Source organism: Rhizobium sp. LARHSG275, from assembly GCF_052871115.1.
On sequence record NZ_JBIXJN010000015.1, the window covers coordinates 80,879 to 103,194 of the forward strand.

The window sequence follows — 22,316 nt, forward strand, 5'->3', positions numbered from 1 at the left end:
AAGACAATGGAAGCAAGCCTCAACGACATCGACGACATGATCGTCCACGAAAAGATGCAGGCGGCTCTGGAGTACCAGAACGAGGCTTGGGCCGATGGCATGGCCGACGGTATCGAGCCTGAAATCATCGCTGATGCCGCCATTGCGCATGCGTTGCGCGAGACGATCAGGTTGCATGGGGAAAAGAGCGCGGAAGCCCTGCTCGATTCGCTGCGTGAGCGCATGCTTGCTGGCGAATTCTCCGCAAACCGCACCCTGCAATAATTGTTATCAGAGAGCTTGATGCACACCGGTAAAGAGAAAGTTTCGCGAATTCCGCTCGCGCCGGTGCTGCTTGCGTTCAGCCTCGCCGCCGGCAATATATTCCTTGCGCCGGCAGCCTATGCGCTTTCCGAACTGCACAAGATCCCCGGCCAGGCGGCCAACGACACGCCGCCCGCGCAGGGAAGCGCTCAGGGACAGAACCAGCCGCAGGGCGGGACCACTCCCGGCGTTCCCATGGCCGATCCGCTGGTCAACAGCCAGAACAATCAGGGTGCCGACAAGACGCCGGGCGCTCAGGACAGCTCCAAGGCCGTCGAGGTGATCTACGACATCAGCAAGGTGCCGGAGCCGGTTCGAAAGATGCGCGAGCAGATCGTCGAGGCGGCCGCCTCCGGCGATCTTGAGCGGCTGCGGCCGCTGATGGGCACCGGCGCCGACCAGACGCAGGTGACTGTGGGCGAGCCGACCGACGATCCTATCGGCACGCTGAAAGACCTTTCGGGCGATCCCGACGGAGACGAGATCCTTGCCATCATGCTCGACATTGTCTCGACCGGCTTCGTGCATGTCGGCCAGGGCACAGCAGAAGACATGTATGTCTGGCCTTATTTTGCCGAGAAAGACCTGAAGTCGCTGACACCGCCGGAGCGCGTCGAGCTGCTGCGCATCGTCACGGCCGGCGATCTCTCCGACATGCAGGAATTCGGCGGATACAATTTCTATCGCCTCGGCATTACGCCTGAGGGCAAATGGAAATTCTTCACGGCGGGCGACTGACACTCGTCTTGGCTGCGCCTTTCACGTCTCGCATGGCGCTTGCGATCCAGCTCATGAAGACATACCTCTGAGCGATGATCAACGCGACAGGTTCTGCCATGCCAGCCGTATTCCTGAAAGACCGCTCATTGCTCTTCGTCAGCGGCGCGGACGCCCAATTCTTCCTGCAAAACCTGATCACCACCGATATCAGCTCGCTTGGGCCCGACGAGGCGCGGCCCGGGGCACTCTTGACGCCGCAGGGCAAGATCCTGTTCGATTTCATGATCTGGCAGGACGGCGACGGTTACATGATCGAAACCGATGCCGGCCAGCGCGACGGGCTGCTGAAGCGGTTGACGATGTACAAGCTGCGCGCCGCCGTCACACTTGCGCCAAGCACCGAAGAGGGCGTCACCGTTTGCTGGGGCGAGGATGCCGAGGGCGTCCGGGATAGCCAGGGCGCCCGAGACAGCCGTTTCGCCAAGGCGGGCGTCACGCTGATCCGCCGGCCCGGCAAACATGGTGATGGCAAAGAAGCGCTCTACGACGCGCTGCGCATCAGCCACGGCATCGTCACGTCAGGATCGGACTTTGCCCTGCAGGACGCCTTCCCGCATGACGTGCTGATGGATTTCAACGGTGGGCTCTCCTTCAGGAAAGGCTGCTATGTCGGCCAGGAGGTCGTCTCGCGCATGCAGCACCGCGGCACCGCGCGCCGGCGCGTCGTCACGGTGTCCGCCGCAACAGCCTTGCCGGCGACAGGGACAGAGATTACCGCTGGCGGCAAGCCTGTGGGAACGCTCGGTTCGGTCGAAGGCGGCAGTGGACTTGCGATCGTGCGCATCGACCGCGCCGGCGCGGCGATGGCCGCAGGCACGCCTCTGCTGGCCGGAGAAACGCCCGTTTCTCTCACCCTGCCGGCATGGTCCGCCCTTGTCTTTCCCGCCAGCGCCGACGAGGCCAGCGCGTGACAACGACGAAAGCGCCGCGTGCCTGGCAACGCATGCTGTCCGGGCGCAGGCTCGACCTGCTCGACCCCTCGCCGCTCGATGTCGAACTCGCCGACATCGCTCATGGGCTTGCGCGCGTCGCCCGCTGGAACGGCCAGACCTCCGGCGATCATGCTTTTTCGGTGGCCCAGCACAGTCTCGTCGTCGAGGATATTTTTCGCCGCTTCAACGACGCGCGGCCGCAGGAATGCCTGATGGCGCTGCTGCACGATGCACCCGAATATGTGATCGGCGACATGATCTCGCCGTTCAAATCGGTGGTCGGCGGCGGCTATAAAACGGTGGAAAAGCGGTTGGAAGCTGCCGTGCACCTGCGCTTCGGCCTGCCGCCGCATCCCTCGCGCGATCTCAAGGACCGGATCAAGAAGGCCGACACGATCGCCGCCTATTTCGAGGCGACGGTGCTTGCCGGCTTCACCCCCGCCGAGGCACAGAAATTCTTCGGCCAGCCGCGCGGAATCAGCAAGGACATGCTGTTGATCGAGCCCCTGCCGGCGATCGAGGCGCAGCGATTGTTCTGCGAGCGTTTCGCGGCGATCGAGGCCGAGCGGGAGATGGTGTCGTGACCTTTGTCGTCGTCTCGCCGCTGTCGCGCATTGCCGAAATGGCAGTGCGCCATAAGGCGCGTGATATGATCAGCCTGATCGCCAAGGAGCAGGCCTTTCACCGGCCGGGCGTGATCGCGGCCGAACGTCATTTGACACTTGGCATGAACGACATCGTCTTCAAGGGCACCGGCGATCTCGTGGCGCCTGATGAGACGCATGTGCGAGCAATTATCGACTTTGCTGCCTCGTGGCGACAGGAGACGCCGCTGCTCATCCATTGCTGGATGGGCGTGTCGAGATCGCCGGCGGCAGCCCTCATCGTCGCGCTGTCGCTGGCACCCGATCAGAGCGAGGAAACGCTTGCCCGCCGGCTCCGGGCCGCTTCACCGTTCGCGACGCCGAATGCTCGGCTGATCGAGATCGGTGACGTGCTGCTCGGCCGCAGCGGCCGGCTGGTCGCAGCAGTACGGGCAATCGGGCGTGGCGCCGATGCCAACGGCAACGCGCCCTTCGTGCTTGCGATCCGGGACGCCGCCTGCGGTTGACGCTGCCGCCAGCCGCTCCATTTAGGCCCCGACCACGCACAGTCGACAGGGCCAGATCATGGAACAACAGGCAGCCGATGTCCTCCTCGCCACGCAAACGGCACTCAGCCAGGCAAGTGCGCTTGCGGTGCAGTATTCCTTCTCCGTCCTCGGGGCGGTGATCCTGCTCGTCCTTGGTTGGGCGCTCGCCGGTTTTACCAGCCGCTGGGCCTATGAAGGCCTGTCGCGCGTTCATGGCATCGACGAGACGCTGGCACGATTCTTCACCAATGTGCTGCGCTACGCCCTGCTCATCCTGGTGTTCATCACCGTGCTCGGTCAATTCGGCGTCCAGACCGCTTCGATCATCGCAGCCCTCGGCGCAGCAGGCCTGGCGATCGGACTGGCGCTGCAAGGGACACTGCAGAACATCGCCGCCGGCATCATGCTGCTGATCCTCAGGCCTTTCCGCGTCGGCGAATATATCGAGACCAGCAGCGTGGCCGGCACGGTGCGCGAAATCGGATTGTTTGCAACCGAGCTCAGAACCGGCGACGGGCTCTATCGGTTGGCGCCGAATTCGACGCTCTGGAACACACCGATTACCAACTTCAGCCGCGAGCCCACGCGGCGGGACGAGCTGAAAATCAGCGTCGCCCATGAGGATGACATCGATCTGGCGATGGAGAGGCTGATGGGCCTTGCCAAAGCCGATTCCAGAGTGCTGATGTCACCGGCACCCAGCGTCTTCATCGACAGCCTCGGTGACGGCGCGATCTCCGTAACGCTGCGCTACTGGGCAAAGACCGGCGATTGGTGGCTGGTCAGCCGTGACATGGTGAAGCGCGTGAAACTCGCCTTCGATGAGAAGGACAATCCCGCCGCTGTGCGGGATGTATCAGACGCAACTCCAGAAAAAAAGCACAACGGCAGGGCGGCGGCCGAAAAACCGACATCGGCGCGGCAGTGAGACGGCAGCTATTGAACAACGCCGCAGGCAAGCCGTTCACCAGCATCTCCTGACGGCTGGCTGCGATAATCATCCGAATTGACATGCACCATCAATGCGCGGCCGCGAATGCCGTCGGTCTTGCCGTCGAGTGTCACCATGGTATTGAAGATCTGTGCCCGCAGCACGCCGTCCTGCCCGACATATTGATTGGGCATATCGCCTGCGTGCGGACCGTTAGCGGCAAGGAGGCCATGCTCCGCCTTCCCGGGATTGAAATGACCGCCCGCCGATTCGAGGTGGGTCGCGGCGTCGCAGCGGCCGGTCTCATGAACGTGGAAGGCCACCCATTTGTTCGCCGGCAGTCCCGATATCTCGACTTCGATCAGGACGCCGCCATTGGCAGCAGCCGTCAGCTGCGCGCGGCCATCTTCCTTGCCGTCCTTGTCGACGAAATTGGCGACCGCCGTCTGCTTGTCCTGAGCGCCTGCCGGCAATGCAACCGCAAGCAGGCTCAAGGCGGCGATGGTGCACATGGCTTTCATGGAGATCTCCTTCCGTCCGATTGTCTTTCTGAACGTGTCAGCTTGGAAGGTGTTCCTGATTAGAGACCATCGAACAAGAAAAGCCGGCCAAACGGCCGGCTTGCAGATCACTCGAATTGAATCGCAGCTCAGGCGACGGCGTCGAAATCGAACTGGCCGTAAGTGTTGCGGTAGAGATCGTCGGACCGATTGCCTGATGTCGGCGCGATCTGTTGCAACGGATAGGAAACGGCGATGCTGTTTGCCGTGCCGCTATCGTGCGTGTCCATCATCAGAGCAATCAGGCTGCCGGAAAATTTCGGCTGCGTGTCGCTGCTGGTGTCGTCTTCCAAGATTTCTTTGATGATGCCGGGCTTCTCATCGGCGGCACGTTCGCCGCGGCTGAGGACGCCATCGCCGTTGGCGTCGAGCCGCGAAAGCGTCGCCAGATATGCATATGACGTCTCTGAAACGGATGTGGTGCTGGTCATACAAACCTCCATTCACCGCCTTTTGCCGGTGGTGTTTGTACGCAATACGAACGTGGAAAATCAGTGCTGACTCGGTGGTTAAACTGATTTGCGCAGTGCGTCAATAAGCTGTTAACTTCTCATTAACGATGATTGACAAAAGTTAACGCGGCGCCGTGAGAGTGACCTTCCGCCTGCGCCAGCCGGCCGATTTCCCACATATTTCAGCGATTTTTCACATACAAACCAATTGTCTGACGAAGTGAAGTCGCTGCTGCACTGCAACCGAATATTAATTCGGCCCATAGAAAATGGGCGTCACACAACTACCACCAGACGGTCCCGGCTTATAAAAAAGCAATTTCTGTGTTCCTTTAGAAAGGTCTTTCATGTCCGGCGCAGTGAGGCACGTGCATCAACTAAAGACGCTTTTGGTCATTGCGGTCGCGATTGCTGCGCAAGATGCGTGCACATGAAAGCTGAGGCGCTTTTCTGGCAGCAATGCACCCAGGCCGTCACCGACGATGGATCGATCGATCCGCAGCGCCTGATGGATTTTGTGATCGCGACCTATCGCGTCCATGAAAGCGACTATGACGAAATCGAGAGAAGCGCGGAAACGCTGCTGCGGGAAAACCATGTGCTGAGAGGCAATATATCAGCCCTCAGTCAGGCATTCGACGGACAGAAAAAACTCTTCGAAATCATTCTCAACAACCTGCCGCTCGGCCTCAGCGTCTTCGACGTCGAACAACGGCTGATGCTTTCCAACATCCGTTTCCGTCAGCTCTTCGACCTGACAGACGAAGATGTCACTGCCGGCGCGACAATCGCCGATCTCACGGCCAAAATGCGCGGCACTGAGAGCGCCAGCGCCAAGCTCCGCCGACGGACCGGGCGACATTCCTCCGCAACCGCAAGAAGCAGTCGTCTCCGTCGGCGCGAATGGTTGATGGACGATGGCCGCATCATCCAGAGCATGGTGACCATCCTTTCCGACGGCAGCAACATTTCCATTCATGCCGACATTACCGAGGATCGAAGGGCGGCCGAGCGTATCACCTATCTCGCCCACCACGACCCGCTGACCGGCCTTCCGAACCGCATCCATTTCCGCGAGCAGGTCGATGCGACGCTCACAGAGCGCAGGCCAGATCAGCAGATCGCCCTTGTTCACCTCAATCTCGACCGGTTCAAATCGATCAACAACACGATGGGCGTGTCGGTCGGCGACAAGATCCTGCAGCAGGTCACCGAGCGCATCCGCGCCTCCGCCGGTTCGGAAAACACCCTGGCGCGCCTCGGCTCGGACGAATTCGCCATCTTGCAGGCGGGCAAGCAGCAGCCGTGGAACGTGACGGCGCTTGTCGAACGGATCCGCCGTGAGCTTTCCGAACCATTCCTCCACGGCGAAAAACGGGTGGAGCTCAGCGTTTCCATGGGCATCGCAATCGCCCCTGATGATGGCAAGGAAACCGATATCCTGCTGAAGAATGCCGGCGTGGCGCTGTCACATGCCAAGGCCGACGGGCGCAAACAAGAGCGTTTCTTCGCCAGCGAGATGGAAGCGCAGATGCAACTGCGCCACGCGCTGGAGGCGGACCTCAGAGCAGCCGTAGGGAACGAGGAATTCGAGCTGCATTACCAGCCGCTTTATGACCTCTCGCAGCGGCGCATTTGCGGCTTCGAAGCTTTGATCCGCTGGAACCACCCGGTTCGAGGCCGCGTTCCGCCGATGGATTTCATTCCGCTTGCCGAAGAAGTCGGCCTCATCGTCGATATCGGCCGTTGGGTTTTGCGCCGGGCCTGCAACGATGCAGCGCAATGGCCGCAGGACATCAAGGTCGCCGTCAACGTTTCGGCAATCCAATTCAGCAGCAGCGACCTGACGCGAGATGTCGGCGAGGCGCTTGCCGCCTCCGCGCTGTCGCCGTCGCGGCTTGAACTCGAAATCACCGAGAGCGTGTTGATGGAAAATCTGAGCGAAGTGCTGCCGATCCTGCATGCGCTGAAGGAGCGCGGCATCCGCATCTCGATGGACGATTTCGGAACCGGCTATTCCTCATTGAGTTACCTCTCGAGCTTCCCCTTCGACAAGATCAAGATCGATAAATCCTTCGTCAACGACATCGTCGACAATAGGGAAGCGCATGCGATCATGCACGCGATCATCCTGCTTGGCGATGCGCTCGGCATGCGCGTCACCGTCGAGGGCGTCGAGACGGCCGCGCAGCTGGCGCTGCTCGAATGCGAGGAATGCGCCGAGATCCAGGGCTATCACATCAGTCCGCCGAGACCGGCGCATGACGTGCCTCATCTTCTCTCCCTGTCGCCGAAGAACGGCGGCATGATGCGTCTTCCTGAAGCCAAGCACTGAGATCCCCCTTGATTGCGACTCGCACGGCAAGCCGTTAGAACAGGATGATTTCAGGCCGAGTCGGCCTACAATCTGAATCCTGTTCTACAATATATAGTTAGAGCATGATGTCGCCCGAAAACCGCTCACACTTTTCGGCATCATGCTCCAGAAAATCGGCTGTGATTCCGAGATCTGGTTGTCGCATTCTTTTACCCGCCCGCACCCACTTCCGCGCCGATGCCCTGTCGGCGGAAAAACGATCTTCCTCATGACAGGTGGCGCAATGTTCGAGACTGAAGCCTTCTCTCCACACGAAACGCTTGCCGCGGCGTTGATTGCGCATGCGGCCGACGGCGACGACGGCTCGCACGACCTTGCCCATATCCTGCGCGTCTTCAGGAATGCCATGCGCATCCATGAGGGAGAAGGCGGCGACGGGCGGGTGCTTGCCGCTTCCGTGCTGCTGCACGACTGCGTCGCCGTCGAGAAGAATTCGCCGCTACGGGCAAAAGCATCGGCTTTGGCGGCGCAGAAGGCTTCGGCGATCCTGGCGAAACTCGGCTGGAGCGCCACGGATATCGAAGCCGCGGCCCACGCAATCACCGCGCACAGTTTCTCGGCCGGGGTGGCGCCGCAGACGCTGGAGGCGAAGATCCTGCAGGATGCCGACCGGCTGGATGCGATCGGCATGATCGGCGTCGCCCGCTGCTTCTATATTGCCGGCCGACTGGGATCTGGGCTCTACGATCCGTTCGACCCCACGGCGGCAGACCGCCCGCTCGATGACAAGCGTTATGCCATTGACCATTTCCAGACGAAGCTGTTCAAACTGGCGGAAGGATTCCAGACCGAGACCGGCCGCAGGCTGGCGGCTGCGCGCGACAAAAGCTTGCGCGACTTCCTCTCGGCCTTCATGGACGAAATCTAGGAGCACGACATGCGTGTCAGCGACCTCTTCATCTACCCGCTCAAGAGCGCCCGCGGCATTGCGCTGCCGGCCGCCGACATCGACGGTTACGGACTTCCCGGCGACCGGCGGGCGATGATCACCGATGCGCAGGGTCACTTCATCACCCAACGCGAACTGCCGGATCTCGCACGCATCGAGGTGCGACCGGAGGCAAGCGCCTTTCGGCTGCTGATGCAGGGGAAAGCGGACATATCGGTAGCAGCGCCTCAGCCTGAAACCCGCATGGATGTGATCGTGTGGAAATCCGCCGTCAGCGCCGCCGCCGCCGATCCAGAGAGCAACCGGCAGCTTTCCGAATGGCTTGGTCGCGAGGTGCGCCTGGTCTTTTTCGACGGCCAGGCGCGGCGGACGGCGAATGCCGAATGGGCCGGCAAAGGCACGCCCGTCACCTTTACCGACGGCTATCAGATCCTGGTGACGACGACGGGCTCGCTGAAGGCATTGAATGCCGACCTCGCCGCCCATGGCGAAGGCAGTGTCGGCATGGAACGCTTCCGTCCGAACATCGTCATCGATACCGACGAAGCCTGGCCGGAGGACCGCTGGGCGGCGATCGAGATCGCCGGTATCCGCTTCGATCTCGTCAAACCCTGCTCCCGCTGCATCATGACGACGCAGGACCAGATGACCGGTTCACGCGAGGGACCAAACCCGATGCCGGCCATGGGCCGCATCCGCATGTCGGCCGACCGGCGCGTGCCCGGCCCGCTCTTCGGCTGGAATGTCACGCCACGCGGCGGTGGCAGGATCACGATCGGTGACACCGTCAGCATCATTGAAGAGAGGCCGGAAGGCTGGGCGCTCAAGCGTCGCGTCGCGGCATAAAAACAACTCCAGGAAAAGTGCGAAGCGGTTTTCCGTCCGGAATTGCGTAAAAACAAAGAGTTAGAGCGTCACACGCGCGCGAGTGCGGTGTCGATCCCTGCCATGACATCGGCCGGCAGGGGTCCCTTCTCCAGCGCGCCGGCATTTTCCTCCACCTGGGCGACGGTGCGGAAACCCGGGATGGGAAGGGTGCGCGGCGAGCGTGCCCAGAGCCAGGCAAGCGCGCCCTGCGTCAGCGTGCGGCCGCCCGATGTCAGGAGATCGCGGACGGCATCGAGCCTTGCGGCGAATTCCGGGGCCATGCGGCCATCCTTGAAATAGACCATCCAGTCGAGGGCTGCACCGCGGACGTCCTTGGCGCCCACTGCCTTGTCGGCGGTGAACTTGCCGGTCAGCAGACCCATGGCCAGCGGACCACGATTGATGGAGATAAGCCCCTTCCCTTCGATCACCGCGATCATTTCCGGCACCGGCTCGAAGACGTTCATCGTATGCTGGACCGAGACGTAGCCCTGGCGGCCGGTATGACGGGCGGCGCGATCGGGAAAATCGGTGCTCCAGCCGAAAGCGTCGATCTTGCCTTCGGCGCGCAGCGCCTCCAGCGTATCGAAGACGGCATCCGATTGATCCAGCGGAAAATCATTGAGATGGAACTGCAGGAGATCGAGACGATCGCGCTTGAGGCGGCGCAACGAGGTCTCGACCGAACGGCGGATGAAGGCCTCATCGGCGAAGGCGCCGGTTGCCTGCTTGGTTTCCGGATCGGTGGCGAAGCCGAACTTGGTGGCGACGACGATATCGTCGCGATTGCCGATCGCCCGGCCGAGCACTTCCTCCGAGTGGCCGGCGCCGTAGTTCGAGGCCGTATCGAAGAAGCGGATGCCGCGTTCGATGGCACGGTTGATCGCTTCCACGGATTCATCGTCGTCGACATCGCCCCAGCCGAGCGGGGTGTCGCCGGCGAAGAAGGGACCGCCGATCGCCCAGCATCCCATGCCGAGGCGCGGAATTTCGCGGCCGTTCCAGAGCGTGATCGTCGTCGGTGATGCGGTCTTGGTCAGCATGAGGTCCTCCTTAATTGGCAATCCTGTGAAGACATAGGAAGCGCTCATGGGCAGGTAAACCGCCAAATCCGGAGGATGTTTTGCACCCGTAAAAAACGAGGTCAGGCTGAAATACCATTCGGGCCGGAAAGCGTCCGCAAGGCCGGATTAAGCGCCTTGAGCGCCGCCTGAACGAAGCCGTCGCGGGCCGCTGCGGCCTCGATGCCGCGCGGCTCGTAGACATGGCGATGCAGAAAGAACCCTGTCAGACGGAATGCGGCTGAAAGACTATCGAAGTCGGCCGCATGATTGCCTTCGACGCTGAGGAACGGCGGCAGGAGCAGCATTTTGTCGGCCCAGGGCGCACCCGCCGCACGGCTGACGGCGCGGCCGGATTTCGGCGAAACATAGGCGAGATCGGAACGGACACCGGTCGCGGCGCATTCGGCAAGATCGAGGCCGAAGCCGAGATCATTCAGCACCGCAAGTTCGAAGCGTACGAAGAGTTCGCCGGCATCGGCCGGGTTGTGCAGGTGATCGAGGATGACCTCCAGCGCATCGAAGAGGTGCGGATGCGGGTCACGCTCAGGCAGCAGCCGCAGCAGCGCGCCCATCGCCTGGACACCGTAGACGGCGGTCGCGGTTTCCATCAGTCGGGCGGCGCGGAGCGTCACCGGTTCGACGCGGAATTCGCCGAGATGCTCATCAAGCCGGGCACGCCAGATGACCTCCACGGCATTGCCCGCCTGCAGCACCGGCTGCATGGCGCGCGAGCGGCCGGAACGCACCAGGCCGAGATGACGGCCGCGATCACGCGTCATCACCTCGGCAATGACGCTCGTCTCGCCGTGGCGCTTGACGCCCAGAATGATCGCCTGATCCTGCCATTGCATCGAAAGAAGTCCCTGCGGCTGACGAATCCATCTTAATCCAAGGCCCGGTTTCTGTCATGGACCACTTCTGTCATGGACCACCTATCATGGATGGGGTCAGGCTACAGTCGGGAAAAGCCTCTGCAGGAATTCACGCATCGCCGTTTCGTCGAAAGGTTTCACCAGAAGCGGTATGTGCTGCAGGTCGGACGGGAAATCGCCGGTATCGGAATAGCCGCTGACGAAGCCGAAGGGGATGCCGAGATCGAGAAGATGGCGGGCAAATCCGAAGCTCATGCCCTCGCCGAGATTGACGTCGAGGAGGGCGAAATCATATTTCTCCGCAGCGATGGCAGCCCTCGCCTGGTCCAAACTGCCGACGATATCGATGCTCTCGACGCCTGCCAGGCGCAAAATATCTTCCGCCTCCATCGCGATGATCAGACTGTCTTCAAGAACCAGAACACGGATTGCGCTCATGATTCCATGCCCCTCGTCGGGCACCTGTCGCAGCGCCCCGGCCATTTCGCCAACATCATTGCCCTCCGCTGCCCCGCATGGCACGCTATCGGTGAATTCCGCCACCTTTTCTGAATAAACCATTTTTCTGCCCGGTCGATAAGAATCAAAATCGGAGGAAAGATGTCGACTGACCTTATTTTCCCTGCTGCTAATCTGCATTTAAAAAAGACATAACCAGACCGCTTGGCTAAAGCATGTCGGGCAAAACTGTGCAGCGGTCTTGCGACAACGACATGCGTAAAACAAAGACCTGAAGCGCCAGGAGCGAATCTGAAAGATCGCGACGCGCTTTAGATGAACGGGCGTTTGCCCTCTCCAAGCCCTTCCCAGCCGGCGATGACCATCAATTCCTCGCCGTTCAGCACCTCGCAGCCGCGCTCCTGCCAGCGGATCAACCCACGTTCGCTGAGCTTTTTCAAGGTTTTGTTGGTGTGAACGATGGAGAGACCGAGCGTGTCGGCAATGTGCTGCTGGGTGATGGGGATAAATTTGCGGCCGTTGAAAATATTGAGCTTCCGGCCGCGCTCGAACAGGAAAGCGATCAGGTAGGCTGCTCTTTCCAGCGCCGTGCGGCGGCCGATGCTCAAGAGATGCTCATCCAGGATGCGCTCCTCGCGCGCGGCGATCCAGGTAATGTCGAAGGCGAGCGAGGCGTGCTTGTTGTAGAGCGTCATCAGCCTGTCTCGTTCGAAGACACAGAGCGAAACGGGTGAAAGCGCTTCGACGGAATGCTGCATCTCGCCGCCGATGGTTCCCTGCAGTCCGATCAGGTCACCCGGCATGATATAGTTCAGAATCTGGCGACGCCCGTCCTCCAGCATCTTGTAGCGGAAGCCCCAGCCAGAGAGCACCGTGAAGAGATGAGCGCTATGGGCTCCCTCGACGAGAATGGTGGAGCCGGCATCGACGGCAAGCTCACCCCTTTTGAAGCTCGAGACGAATTCCAGCTCGTCGCGGCTGAACTCCCTGAAATGCGGCAGCGGCCGCAAAGGACATTGCTCGCATGGGGTTTTGAACGAATTGATGGGTCTCGACGTCGCCATACGTGCCCTTGCCGTCGCAAAACCGGCGCGCCAGCAGGGGCCAGCGTCTACCCGATGACATCCTTGCCATGCTTATTTCGGGAAATCGAGACCCATTTCGCGGAACCGCTCGGGATCATCACCCCAATTCTCGCGAACCTTGACGAACAGAAAGAGATGGACAGGCTGTTCGAGGATCTCCGACAATTCCTTGCGGGACGCAGTCGAGATCGCCTTGATGGTTTCACCACCCTTGCCGAGCGCAATCTTCTTCTGGCTGTCGCGCTCAAGATAGATCACCTGCTCGATCCGCACCGAGCCGTCCTTGCGCTCTTCCCACTTCTCCGTTTCGACATGCGAGGCATAGGGAAGCTCCTGATGCAGGCGCAGAAACAGCTTCTCGCGGGTGATCTCGGCGGCGAGCTGGCGCATCGGCAGGTCGGAGATCTGGTCTTCCGGATAATACCACGGCCCCTCCGGGAGCGTTTTTGCCAGATAGTCCATGACGTCGTCGCAGCCGGAGCCGTTTTCGGCGGAGATCATGAAGGTGCGCTCGAAAGCGATCTTCTCGTTGGCGGCGGCGGCCAGTGCCAGCAGATCCTCACGGTTGACGCGGTCGATCTTGTTGAGCAGCAGGATCTTCGGCTGCCGGACTTCCTTGAGGCCTTCGAGGATGGCTTCTGCATCGCCGCGCAGGCCGCGCTCGCTGTCGATCAGCAGCACGATCAGATCGGCATCCCTCGCACCGCCCCAGGCCGAGGTCACCATGGCACGGTCAAGCCGGCGGCGCGGCTTGAAGATACCAGGCGTATCCATGAAGACGATCTGGGCATTGTCGTGGATCGCGATGCCGCGAACGATGGCCCGCGTCGTCTGCACCTTATGGCTGACGATCGAGACCTTGGCGCCGACGAGGCGGTTCACCAGCGTCGACTTGCCGGCATTGGTCGGCCCGATCAGCGCGACGAAGCCCGAATGCGTCGGACCATTGGTTTCTGCGGCAGCTTCGACCGCGATATCTTCTTCTTGTGTCATTGTCCCGTCAGTTTCCGGCAGGCGATTGCTGCCAAATGCCTTCGCGCTCAAGCATCTTCGTTGCCGCGACCTGTTCGGCGGCACGCTTCGACCGCTCTACGCCGGTTTCGGGCTTAATGCCAGCAACTTCCACCGTCACCTTGAAGCGCGGATCATGATCCGGTCCGCTGCGTTCATCAACCCGGTAGATTGGCGTGACGCCGAATTTCGCGTGCGACCATTCCTGCAGCTCGGTCTTGGCGTCGCGCTTGGCACCATCGGCCCGCACCGCCCTGCCCTGCCAGTAACGCAGAATGAACCGGCGGGCAACTTCGAGGCCGCCGTCGAGATAGATCGCGGCGATCAGGCTTTCGACGACGTCGGCGCGCACGTTCATCATGCGCTTGCCGGTCAATTTCTTCACATCGGCGCCGGTGCGGATATAGAGGTGAAGATTGAGCTCGTCGGCGACCGCCGCACAGGTTTCAGCACTGACGAGCTGGTTGAGGCGAACCGAGAGCTCGCCTTCTCCCGCCGTGCCGAAAGTGCGGAACAGAAGCTCGGCGATGCAGAGCCCGAGGACCCTGTCGCCGAGGAATTCCAGCCGTTCGTAATTGCTGCCCTTTTCCGTGCGGGCGCTGGCATGGGTCAGCGCGCGGTCCAGGCGTTCCTTATCAGCGAAGTCATGACCGATCAGGCCTTCAAGCTTTGCGCGTTCCGCCGCAGAAAGCGTCTGCGCCTTACTCATTCAACAACCTTGAATAGGCGGTCCCAACGCATGTTCGTCGGCCACTTCCAGATTTCGCGGAAGGAGGTATCGTTGCCGAGCGAGAAGAAGATGACGCTGGCGCGGCCGACAAGATTTTCCGCAGGCACGAAGCCGACGTCAAAGCGGCTGTCGAGCGAGTTGTCGCGGTTATCGCCCATCATGAAATAGTGGCCTTCCGGCACGATGAACTCGCGGGTATTGTCGCCGCGCGATACCGGAGACTGATCAAGCGTGTCATAGGTCTTGCCGTTGTCGAGCGTTTCGCGGAACACCGGCACATCTGCGCCCGGATCAAGCTTGTAATCCGAGGTGAAGCTGCCGTCCGCCACCTTCGGAACCGGCTTGCCGTTAACGTAGAGCACGCCGTCGGTAACCTGGATATGGTCACCCGGCAGGCCGATGCAGCGCTTGATGTAATCGATCTCGGGGTTTGGCGGGAAGCGGAAGACGACGATGTCGCCACGCTTCGGATCGGCGCCGAACAGGCGGCCGCTGAAGACGTCAGGCGAGAAGGGCAGCGAATATTTCGAATAGCCATAAGCGAACTTGTTGACGAAGATGTAGTCGCCGACGAGCAGCGTCGGCATCATCGAACCGGAGGGAATGGTAAAGGGCTGGAACAGCACCGTACGGATCACCATCGCCAAAATCAGCGCCTGGATGATGACTTTGATATTTTCCCAGAGGGCATTCGGCTTGGCTTCGACTTTTTCGGACACGCAGTCTTATTCCTTCAAGACGCCGCGGCGGCGCAGTTCTTTCTGTCGTTCTCTCTAGCGGCTTCGGTCGGTTGCGGCAATGGCGACAACACCAAAAGCGACGAGAGGTCGCGATCAACAGCTCCCGAGGTCGCGATCAACGCTCCCGAGGTCGCGATCAAAGGCTCTCGGGCAACGCCTCGATAATGACGAAGGCCTGCGCCAAGGGATAATCATCCGTTATTGTCAAATGAATGGCGGGCCTGTGGCCCGCGGGCAGCAGCGATTCGAGGATCAGGGCGGCGCCGCCTGATAAAAGCATGGTCGGCTTGCCGCTCGACAGGTTGACGACGCCCATGTCCTTCCAGAAGACGCCCTGCGCTAGGCCGGTGCCGAGCGCCTTGGAACAGGCCTCCTTGGCGGCGAAACGCTTGGCATAGGATGCGGCACGATTTGCCCGGCGGTCAGAACGCGCGCGCTCGATCTCGGTGAAGCAGCGATGGGTGAAGCGCTCGCCGAAGCGCTCGATGGATTTCTCGACACGGCGAATGTCAATCAGATCGCTGCCAATGCCGATGATCATGCGGAACCTTCCGTCGCTTAAGAATTCTCGATCAGGTTCATACGCTCGGCATGTCGCCGGCCGGACTGGCAAGACGCAGGCGCGCCCGCTCCATCAGCCGTATGTGGCGGCGCGTCTGAAAACCCTTCACGGTGTAGAACGTCAGCGCATAGAGCGCAACGGAGGTGATCATCGCCGGCGGAATGGCGCCGACCAGCATCGGCTCCAGCACCGGCTTCCACAGCTCAGCGAAGTTCAGCTTGTGAAAAAGGGCAGCGAGATCCACCGTCTGACCGGCCAGATGATCCTCGCGGTTCAACAGCAAATGCCCGATTTCCCAGGTGATGCCCCAGATGAAGGGATAGGTCAGCGGATTGCCGAAAGCGGCGCAACCGAGGGCGGCGGCCACCATGCTGCCGGAGAGGAAATAGGTGATGACGAAAGCCATGACAAAATGCACACCGATGAAAGGCGTCCACGAGACGAAGACACCCGCAGCGACGCCGGCGGCAACCGCATGCGGCGAAGCGCTCAGGCGCAGGATGCGCATTGTCAGGTAACGGATCGGGCGAAGGAAACCTTTGCGAGGCCATAAAAGCTCCCGCATCTTTTCCTTGAATCCCGCAGGCTTGCGACGGCGAAACAACATGGCCGGTATTTAGTGCAGCGCACACCACCATGACAAGAGCGGCAAATGATACCGCTCGAAAAACCACCCCTCATTTCTCTCTGCGAAGAGGAGCTTCTTCATGCCGAGGGGCGTCCGTTATGCATAACGTCCCTCACTCGTCTCAAGTATAAAGTTCGGTATCAGCGATTGCGGAACAGACCGCGGTCGACCTGGCGCTGACGAAACTCGAGATCAATACGATCGAGCGAGCCGTTCAAATAAGCCATTTCACGTTCCTGTGTGGTCGGAGCGCGGAAGGCACGTGCGAATTTCTTGATAGGGTCAAACATTATCTTGTCTCATCTTCTGTTTACGTTTCGATGACCAGAAGATAGGCCCGAAAGAGGTTAATTACCACCGCCGCAACATGGACGCAGCCATGCACTCAACGCATCTCTTGCCCCGTTGATGCGCCGCTCCGATTATAAAATGTGCAATATTTCGGCCAACCCTCTGGGGCGGCTTAACAAAAGCTTACTCGTAGAGGCGCCGGACCGTGGCGATACAATCCAGTTCCTTCATCTGGGCGAGCAACTGGTTGAGCTGACGCAGGTCCCAGACCTCGACCTCGATCATCATTTCGGTGAAATCGGCGGCTACCCGCACCGTATTCAGCAAGCGGATATTGACGTCGAGGCCTGCAACCGTCTGGGCGACCTTGGCAAGCGTACCGGGTTCATTCAACCCATTCACCATGATGCGCGCCATGAAACGCGACTTGTTGGCTTCGTCGAGGTCCCAGCGCACGTCGATCCAGCGGTCGGGCTGATCGTCGAAGCGCTGCAGGCTCGGCGACTGGATCGGATAGATGGTGATACCCTTGCCCTGATCCATGATGCCGACGATGCGATCGCCGGGCACGGCGCCGGTCGGCGCGAACTTGACGTCGACATTGCCGGACAGGCCGCGGATCGGCCCGATATCGGCATCGGCGTCGATTTCCGAATGGCCGCCGTCGTGCCCTGTCTTGGTCTTGCCGGGGATCTTGAAGATCATGCCGGCGGCGCTGCGAACGTTGAACCAGCCGTCATCGCCCGACGGCTTCACGGTGACGCGCTCATCTTGATGATCGGGATAGACGGCGCGCAACACGTCGAGCGAGGACATCTCGCCGCGGCCGACGGCGGCGATCGCATCCTCGACATCCTTCTGGCCGAGACGGGGCAGCGCCGGCTTCATCGCCTCGCGCGAGAAGATCTTGCCGGCCCTGTTGAAGGTGCGCTCGAGAATGCGGTGGCCGAGGCCGGCATATTGCTTGCGGATCGCCATGCGGGTGGCGCGGCGGATGGCGGCGCGCGCCTTGCCGGTCACGACGATCTCCTCCCAAGCAGCGGGCGGAACCTGCACGCCGGAGCGGATGATCTCGACCTCGTCGCCATTTGCAAGCCGCGTCACCAACGGCATGATACGGCCGTTGATCTTGGCGCCCACCGTGGTGTCGCCGATATTGGTGTGCACTGCATAAGCGAAATCGATCGGGGTGGCACCGCGCGGCAGGGCAATCAACTTGCCCTTCGGCGTGAAGCAGAAAACCTGGTCCTGGAAGAGCTCGAGCTTGGTGTGTTCGAGGAACTCTTCCGGGCTGTCGCCCTCGGCCAGGGCCTCGATCGTATGACGCAGCCAAGAATAGGCATTGGATTCGCGGGACAGGATGTCGCCATCGGCATTGGTGGCGCCGTCTTTATAGAGCGTGTGGGCGGCGATGCCGAATTCGGCGATTTCGTGCATGCGCTTGGTGCGGATCTGCAGTTCGATACGCTGGCTGGAGGGGCCGACGATGGTGGTGTGCAGCGAACGGTAATCGTTCTGCTTCGGCGTCGAGATATAGTCCTTGAAGCGGCCGGGCACGACGCGCCAGCGCGTGTGGACGATGCCGAGCGCCCGGTAACAGGACGGGATGTCCTCGACGATCAGGCGGAAGCCGTAGACATCGGAAAGCTGCTCGAAGGAAAGCGACTTCGACTGCATCTTGCGGAAGACCGAATAGGGCTTCTTCTGCCGGCCCGTGACATAGGCGCTCGTCAGGCCGCTTGCGACCAGAAGGTCGCGCAGTTCGGCCTCGATCTTCTTGACGATGCCTTCGTTGCGCTTCGAAAGCTCTTCCAGCCTTTTGGTGACGGTCTCGTAGGCTTCCGGGTTCATATGGCGGAAGGAGAGTTCCTCGAGTTCCTCGCGCATGTCCTGCATGCCCATGCGGCCGGCGAGCGGCGCATAGATTTCCATCGTCTCCTCGGAGATGCGGGCACGCTTGTCGGCCGACATGTGATCGAGGGTACGCATATTGTGCAGGCGATCGGCAAGCTTGACAAGCAGCACGCGCACATCGTCTGATATGGCGAGCAGCAGCTTGCGCAGGTTTTCCGCCTGCTTGGCCTTTTTGGTGACGAGATCGAGCTTCTTGATCTTCGTCAGACCCTCGACCAGCCGGCCGATATCCTCGCCGAACAGCTCGTCGATCTCGGCGCGCGTCGCCGTCGTATCCTCGATCGTATCGTGCAGAAGGGCGACCGCGATCGTCGATTCATCGAGATGCATGTCGGTGAGAATCGCAGCGACCTCGAGCGGATGGGAAATATAGGGATCGCCGCTCGCGCGCTTTTGCTGGCCATGCTTCTGCATGGCGTAGACATAGGCTTTGTTCAGCAGTGCTTCATTGGCATCGGGCTTGTATTGCTGAACCCGCTCCACGAGCTCGTACTGCCGCATCATTCCGAAGCCACTCCGATAAAAATAAAAGCGCGCCAATCAACGATTGGCGCACACATGGGCAATAATATGCCTAAGCAATAAAGGTGCAAGATTGACGATTGGTAATCATCGCTCTTTTGCGCCGCATGCCGCTTTTTCAGGTCGCATCTGACCGATGCGACCGGAGGTGCCGCCTGCGCGCTTAGTAGTCGTCGCTCTTTTCCGGCGGCACGAGGCCTTCGATGCCGGCAAGCAGCTCTTCTTCCGACATCTGGTCGAAAGTGATCGTCTCCGGCACGTCGTCCTGCTCTTCGCTGTCGGCCGCAGTGGCACCGCCGGCGGCGATCATGCTTGCCGGATCGGGCTCGGGCTCGTCGACTTCGACATGCTTCTGCAGCGAATGGATCAGATCTTCCTTGAGGTCGTCGGGCGAAAGCGTCTCGTCGGCGATTTCGCGCAGGGCCACCACAGGATTCTTGTCGTTGTCGCGATCGATGGTGATCGAGGCACCCTGGGAAATCAGCCGGGCGCGGTGGCTGGCGAGCAGAACCAGCTCGAAGCGGTTCTCCACCTTGTCGATGCAATCTTCAACTGTGACACGGGCCATTGCCTGTCCTTTACGGTCGTCATTTCGGGATTAACACGCCCGATACAATTAAAACCGGGCAAATACAAGTTTTTCATTCCGCCTCCCCTCGCCTTTATCCGTGGCTGAGCTAAATTTCCATGGAGAATGTCATAATTCCACCGAAGGTTGCTTGGAATATGTCGAATCGTGCCCTAAATCTTTCATATATGAATAATTCATAAAGTAAGGATCAGGTCGAAATTGAAACACAAGATATTGTTTTTATTGAGGTTTGTTGCCTTCTGATTTCGATTGCTCTCATTGGATTGGTAAGCGATGTTTGACCCACGCGAGAAAATTGCACTCTTCATTGACGGCGCCAACCTCTACGCTGCATCCAAGAGCCTCGGCTTTGACATAGATTACCGCAAGCTCCTGAAAGCATTCCAGAAGCGCGGATATCTGCTGCGTGCCTATTATTATACCGCTCTGATCGAGGATCAGGAATATTCATCGATCCGGCCGCTGATCGACTGGCTCGACTATAACGGCTACAAAGTCGTCACCAAGCCCGCCAAGGAATTCACGGATTCCATGGGTCGCCGAAAGATCAAGGGCAACATGGACATCGAGCTTGCGATCGACGCGATGGAACAGTCCGAAACGGTCGATCACCTCGTCATCTTCTCGGGCGACGGCGACTTCACGAACCTGGTCGAGGCGCTGCAGCGCAGAGGCCGCAAGGTCTCGGTGATCTCAACCATGGCGACGCAGCCGCCGATGATCGCCGACGACCTGCGCCGTCAGGCCGATCATTTTATCGACCTCTTGTCTCTTAAGGCTGAAATCGGTCGCGATCCCTCGGAGCGGGCGCCACGCCCGGCCGAAGTCGCCCCGGCCAGCGATTTCGAGGACTAAGCGGGTTTTACACTTCGAAGCCGACTGGCTCGTCAAAGCGCCGCGGGCTTCTGGCGCGCCGTTCGAAACAAGTGATGAAAACCTGGCGGATGGCGACCATTGCCAGCCATCGTCATACTGTCAGCCTCTATCCTTCAGCAGGCGGCTCTTCTGCCGATTCCAATCGCGTTCCTTCTCCGACTCGCGCTTGTCGTGCAATTTCTTACCCTTGGCGAGCGCCAGTTCCATCTTCGCCCGACCACGGTCGTTGAAATAGATCTTCAGCGGGATCAGCGTCATGCCTTCGCGGTTGATGGCGGAGCGCAGGCGATGGATTTCACGGCCCGACAACAGCAGCTTGCGGCGCCGGCGCGGTTCGTGATTGAAGCGGTTGGCCTGCAGATATTCCGGTAGGTAGGAATTGATCAGCCAGATCTCGCCGCCCTCATCCGAGGCGTAGGATTCGGCGATATTGGCCTTGCCTTCGCGCAGCGACTTGACCTCCGTGCCCATCAGCACGAGGCCGGCCTCGTAGGTATCGATGATCTCGTAGTTGAAGCGGGCCTTGCGGTTTTCCGCCACAACCTTGTTCACTACACGCTGGCTGCCTTTGGGGGCCATGACGATATTCCAATTGCTTCCGAGCATGATGCCGAAAAGTGTGAGCGGTTTTCGGGTGCCATCATGCTCTATTTCTTTGATGTACGTCTGGATGGCTTTAGGCCGGTCCAGCCTAAAATCATTCGGAACTAGGGCGCGAAAAGCCGCGCCCTCATTCCTTGCCCTTTATGTAAGGGAGAGACCCTGTCTTGTGAAGAAGGCCGGTCTCGTCAGTTCAACAGGCCGGCATGGCGCATGGCGGCGTCGATGGCCGATTCCGTTGCCGGTTCCAGCGTCGAAAGCAGCGGCGAGCGGACGTTACGGCTCATCCGGCCAAGCCTGGAGAGCCCGTATTTGGCGCCGCAAAGACCCGGCTCAAGGAAAATCGCCTTGTGCAACGGCATCAGCCGATCCTGATATTCCAAGGCGCGGGCATAATCGCCTGCCAGCGTCGCTGCCTGGAAATCGGCGCAGAGGCGTGGGGCGACATTGGCCGTTACCGAAATACAGCCGACACCGCCATGGGCGTTGAAGCCCAGCGCCGTCGCATCCTCGCCGGACAGTTGCCGGAAATCCGTCCCGCAGGTGATGCGCTGTTCCGAAACGCGCTCGATCTTGCCCGTCGCATCCTTGACGCCAACGATATTCCTGTGCGCCTTGGCGAGCGCACCCATCGTTTCCGGCGTCATATCGACCACCGAGCGGCCGGGGATGTTATAGATATAGATCGGCAGATCGACGGCATCGGCGATGGCCGAAAAATGCGCAATCAAACCCTTCTGCGTCGGCTTGTTGTAATAGGGAGTGACGACCAGAACGGCGTTCGCACCGACCTTTTCGGCATGCTGGGCAAGCTCGATCGCCTCCCGCGTATTGTTCGAGCCGGCGCCAGCCATGACGGGAACGCGTTTTGCGGCAACCTCGATGCAGAGTTCCACGACCCGTTTGTGTTCGGCATGCGACAGCGTCGGGGATTCGCCCGTCGTGCCGACCGGAACGAGACCACCGCTGCCTTCCTTGATCTGCCAGTCGACATGAGCGGCGAAGCTGTCTTCGTCGATCAGTCCGGCATCGGTGAAGGGGGTGACGAGGGCGGGAATGGACCCATTGAACATGCGAAGCTCCTCACGACCAAATCCTTGCTTCGGCCGCATTCCATGAATAAGAGTTGCGCACCATAGAGCGCCGA

The 22,316-nt window shown here is 60.3% G+C and carries 26 protein-coding genes; 10 read left to right on the forward strand and 16 right to left on the reverse strand.

Translation table 11 applies throughout. The features are described from left to right. The first annotated feature begins 6 nt into the window (after window positions 1-6). The 6 genes from ACIPSK_RS20940 (at window position 7) to ACIPSK_RS20965 (ending at window position 4,075) form a co-directional block, all read left to right on the forward strand. Window positions 7-264, forward strand: coding sequence for a hypothetical protein (locus ACIPSK_RS20940; protein WP_003546972.1), 258 nt, complete (start codon window positions 7-9; stop codon window positions 262-264). A gap of 18 nt (window positions 265-282) precedes the next feature. Further along, the gene (locus tag ACIPSK_RS20945) at window positions 283-1,041 is read left to right on the forward strand and encodes a hypothetical protein (RefSeq protein WP_162118513.1); all 759 of its coding nucleotides are present in this window, start codon (window positions 283-285) and stop codon (window positions 1,039-1,041) included. Between the two features lie 98 nt (window positions 1,042-1,139). After that, window positions 1,140-1,994 carry a CAF17-like 4Fe-4S cluster assembly/insertion protein YgfZ gene (gene ygfZ / locus ACIPSK_RS20950; RefSeq protein ID WP_162118514.1) on the forward strand — a complete coding sequence of 285 codons (855 nt, stop codon included), beginning with the start codon at window positions 1,140-1,142 and terminating at the stop codon, window positions 1,992-1,994. Beyond that, the gene (locus ACIPSK_RS20955; protein WP_017963677.1) at window positions 1,991-2,599 is read left to right on the forward strand and encodes a YfbR-like 5'-deoxynucleotidase; all 609 of its coding nucleotides are present in this window, start codon (window positions 1,991-1,993) and stop codon (window positions 2,597-2,599) included. Before ygfZ ends, ACIPSK_RS20955 begins: the two co-directional genes overlap by 4 nt. Then, a complete protein-coding gene (locus tag ACIPSK_RS20960) occupies window positions 2,596-3,126 on the forward strand; it encodes a tyrosine phosphatase family protein (protein ID WP_162118515.1) in 531 nt (176 codons plus the stop codon). Before ACIPSK_RS20955 ends, ACIPSK_RS20960 begins: the two co-directional genes overlap by 4 nt. A 58-nt stretch (window positions 3,127-3,184) precedes the next feature. Then, on the forward strand, window positions 3,185-4,075 hold the full coding sequence (locus ACIPSK_RS20965) for a mechanosensitive ion channel family protein (protein ID WP_162118516.1): 891 nt from the start codon (window positions 3,185-3,187) through the stop codon (window positions 4,073-4,075). Window positions 4,076-4,083: 8 nt separating this feature from the next. Here the strand turns inward: ACIPSK_RS20965 and ACIPSK_RS20970 are convergent, their stop codons facing one another. Both ACIPSK_RS20970 and ACIPSK_RS20975 read right to left on the reverse strand, forming a co-directional pair. Next, complete coding sequence (locus ACIPSK_RS20970) at window positions 4,084-4,599, reverse strand: superoxide dismutase family protein (protein WP_162118517.1); 516 nt, start codon at window positions 4,597-4,599, stop codon at window positions 4,084-4,086. A gap of 128 nt (window positions 4,600-4,727) precedes the next feature. After that, the gene (locus tag ACIPSK_RS20975; RefSeq protein ID WP_170257615.1) at window positions 4,728-5,081 is read right to left on the reverse strand and encodes a hypothetical protein; all 354 of its coding nucleotides are present in this window, start codon (window positions 5,079-5,081) and stop codon (window positions 4,728-4,730) included. Between the two features lie 439 nt (window positions 5,082-5,520). On the opposite strand from ACIPSK_RS20975, the gene ACIPSK_RS20980 reads away from it, so the two are divergent. From ACIPSK_RS20980 to ACIPSK_RS20990, 3 genes are all read left to right on the forward strand, one after another. Beyond that, window positions 5,521-7,425 (forward strand): putative bifunctional diguanylate cyclase/phosphodiesterase, encoded by a 1,905-nt coding sequence (locus ACIPSK_RS20980; RefSeq protein WP_162118519.1) that lies wholly within the window; start codon window positions 5,521-5,523, stop codon window positions 7,423-7,425. A gap of 265 nt (window positions 7,426-7,690) precedes the next feature. Beyond that, window positions 7,691-8,335 carry an HD domain-containing protein gene (locus ACIPSK_RS20985; protein ID WP_162118520.1) on the forward strand — a complete coding sequence of 215 codons (645 nt, stop codon included), beginning with the start codon at window positions 7,691-7,693 and terminating at the stop codon, window positions 8,333-8,335. A gap of 9 nt (window positions 8,336-8,344) precedes the next feature. Continuing rightward, window positions 8,345-9,202, forward strand: coding sequence for an MOSC domain-containing protein (locus ACIPSK_RS20990; protein WP_162118521.1), 858 nt, complete (start codon window positions 8,345-8,347; stop codon window positions 9,200-9,202). 68 nt (window positions 9,203-9,270) lie between these two features. Here the strand turns inward: ACIPSK_RS20990 and ACIPSK_RS20995 are convergent, their stop codons facing one another. The 12 genes from ACIPSK_RS20995 to rpoZ all read right to left on the reverse strand — a co-directional run bounded on the left by ACIPSK_RS20995 (window position 9,271) and on the right by rpoZ (window position 19,669). Then, window positions 9,271-10,266, reverse strand: coding sequence for an aldo/keto reductase (locus ACIPSK_RS20995; RefSeq protein ID WP_162118522.1), 996 nt, complete (start codon window positions 10,264-10,266; stop codon window positions 9,271-9,273). A 101-nt stretch (window positions 10,267-10,367) separates the two neighbouring features. Then, window positions 10,368-11,138 carry a DNA repair protein RecO gene (recO, locus tag ACIPSK_RS21000; protein ID WP_017963669.1) on the reverse strand — a complete coding sequence of 257 codons (771 nt, stop codon included), beginning with the start codon at window positions 11,136-11,138 and terminating at the stop codon, window positions 10,368-10,370. Between the two features lie 96 nt (window positions 11,139-11,234). Continuing rightward, window positions 11,235-11,720, reverse strand: coding sequence for a hypothetical protein (locus ACIPSK_RS21005; protein WP_162118523.1), 486 nt, complete (start codon window positions 11,718-11,720; stop codon window positions 11,235-11,237). A gap of 209 nt (window positions 11,721-11,929) precedes the next feature. Further along, window positions 11,930-12,682 (reverse strand): Crp/Fnr family transcriptional regulator, encoded by a 753-nt coding sequence (locus ACIPSK_RS21010; protein WP_017963667.1) that lies wholly within the window; start codon window positions 12,680-12,682, stop codon window positions 11,930-11,932. 72 nt (window positions 12,683-12,754) lie between these two features. Beyond that, on the reverse strand, window positions 12,755-13,696 hold the full coding sequence (gene era / locus ACIPSK_RS21015) for a GTPase Era (RefSeq protein ID WP_162118524.1): 942 nt from the start codon (window positions 13,694-13,696) through the stop codon (window positions 12,755-12,757). A gap of 7 nt (window positions 13,697-13,703) precedes the next feature. Next, complete coding sequence (rnc, locus tag ACIPSK_RS21020; RefSeq protein ID WP_017963665.1) at window positions 13,704-14,423, reverse strand: ribonuclease III; 720 nt, start codon at window positions 14,421-14,423, stop codon at window positions 13,704-13,706. Further along, window positions 14,420-15,163 (reverse strand): signal peptidase I, encoded by a 744-nt coding sequence (lepB, locus tag ACIPSK_RS21025; protein ID WP_131702305.1) that lies wholly within the window; start codon window positions 15,161-15,163, stop codon window positions 14,420-14,422. The genes rnc and lepB overlap by 4 nt, the downstream gene beginning before the upstream one ends. A gap of 157 nt (window positions 15,164-15,320) precedes the next feature. Then, window positions 15,321-15,725 (reverse strand): holo-ACP synthase, encoded by a 405-nt coding sequence (gene acpS / locus ACIPSK_RS21030; protein WP_017963664.1) that lies wholly within the window; start codon window positions 15,723-15,725, stop codon window positions 15,321-15,323. Window positions 15,726-15,762: 37 nt separating this feature from the next. Continuing rightward, window positions 15,763-16,353 (reverse strand): DUF2062 domain-containing protein, encoded by a 591-nt coding sequence (locus ACIPSK_RS21035; protein ID WP_017963663.1) that lies wholly within the window; start codon window positions 16,351-16,353, stop codon window positions 15,763-15,765. 161 nt (window positions 16,354-16,514) lie between these two features. Further along, window positions 16,515-16,664 (reverse strand): DUF3563 family protein, encoded by a 150-nt coding sequence (locus ACIPSK_RS21040; protein WP_003558084.1) that lies wholly within the window; start codon window positions 16,662-16,664, stop codon window positions 16,515-16,517. 184 nt (window positions 16,665-16,848) lie between these two features. Then, window positions 16,849-19,083, reverse strand: coding sequence for a RelA/SpoT family protein (locus ACIPSK_RS21045; protein ID WP_017963662.1), 2,235 nt, complete (start codon window positions 19,081-19,083; stop codon window positions 16,849-16,851). A gap of 181 nt (window positions 19,084-19,264) precedes the next feature. Next, the gene (rpoZ, locus tag ACIPSK_RS21050) at window positions 19,265-19,669 is read right to left on the reverse strand and encodes a DNA-directed RNA polymerase subunit omega (RefSeq protein WP_017959757.1); all 405 of its coding nucleotides are present in this window, start codon (window positions 19,667-19,669) and stop codon (window positions 19,265-19,267) included. A gap of 297 nt (window positions 19,670-19,966) precedes the next feature. Between rpoZ and ACIPSK_RS21055 the strand changes: the two genes are divergently transcribed. Continuing rightward, window positions 19,967-20,548 (forward strand): LabA-like NYN domain-containing protein, encoded by a 582-nt coding sequence (locus tag ACIPSK_RS21055; protein WP_003546927.1) that lies wholly within the window; start codon window positions 19,967-19,969, stop codon window positions 20,546-20,548. Between the two features lie 120 nt (window positions 20,549-20,668). Here ACIPSK_RS21055 and smpB read toward each other — a convergent pair whose 3' ends face one another. Continuing rightward, window positions 20,669-21,148, reverse strand: a complete 480-nt coding sequence (gene smpB, locus ACIPSK_RS21060; protein ID WP_026154084.1) for an SsrA-binding protein SmpB — start codon at window positions 21,146-21,148, stop codon at window positions 20,669-20,671. Between the two features lie 209 nt (window positions 21,149-21,357). After that, a complete protein-coding gene (dapA, locus tag ACIPSK_RS21065) occupies window positions 21,358-22,242 on the reverse strand; it encodes a 4-hydroxy-tetrahydrodipicolinate synthase (RefSeq protein WP_162118525.1) in 885 nt (294 codons plus the stop codon). Window positions 22,243-22,316: the final 74 nt, after the last annotated feature.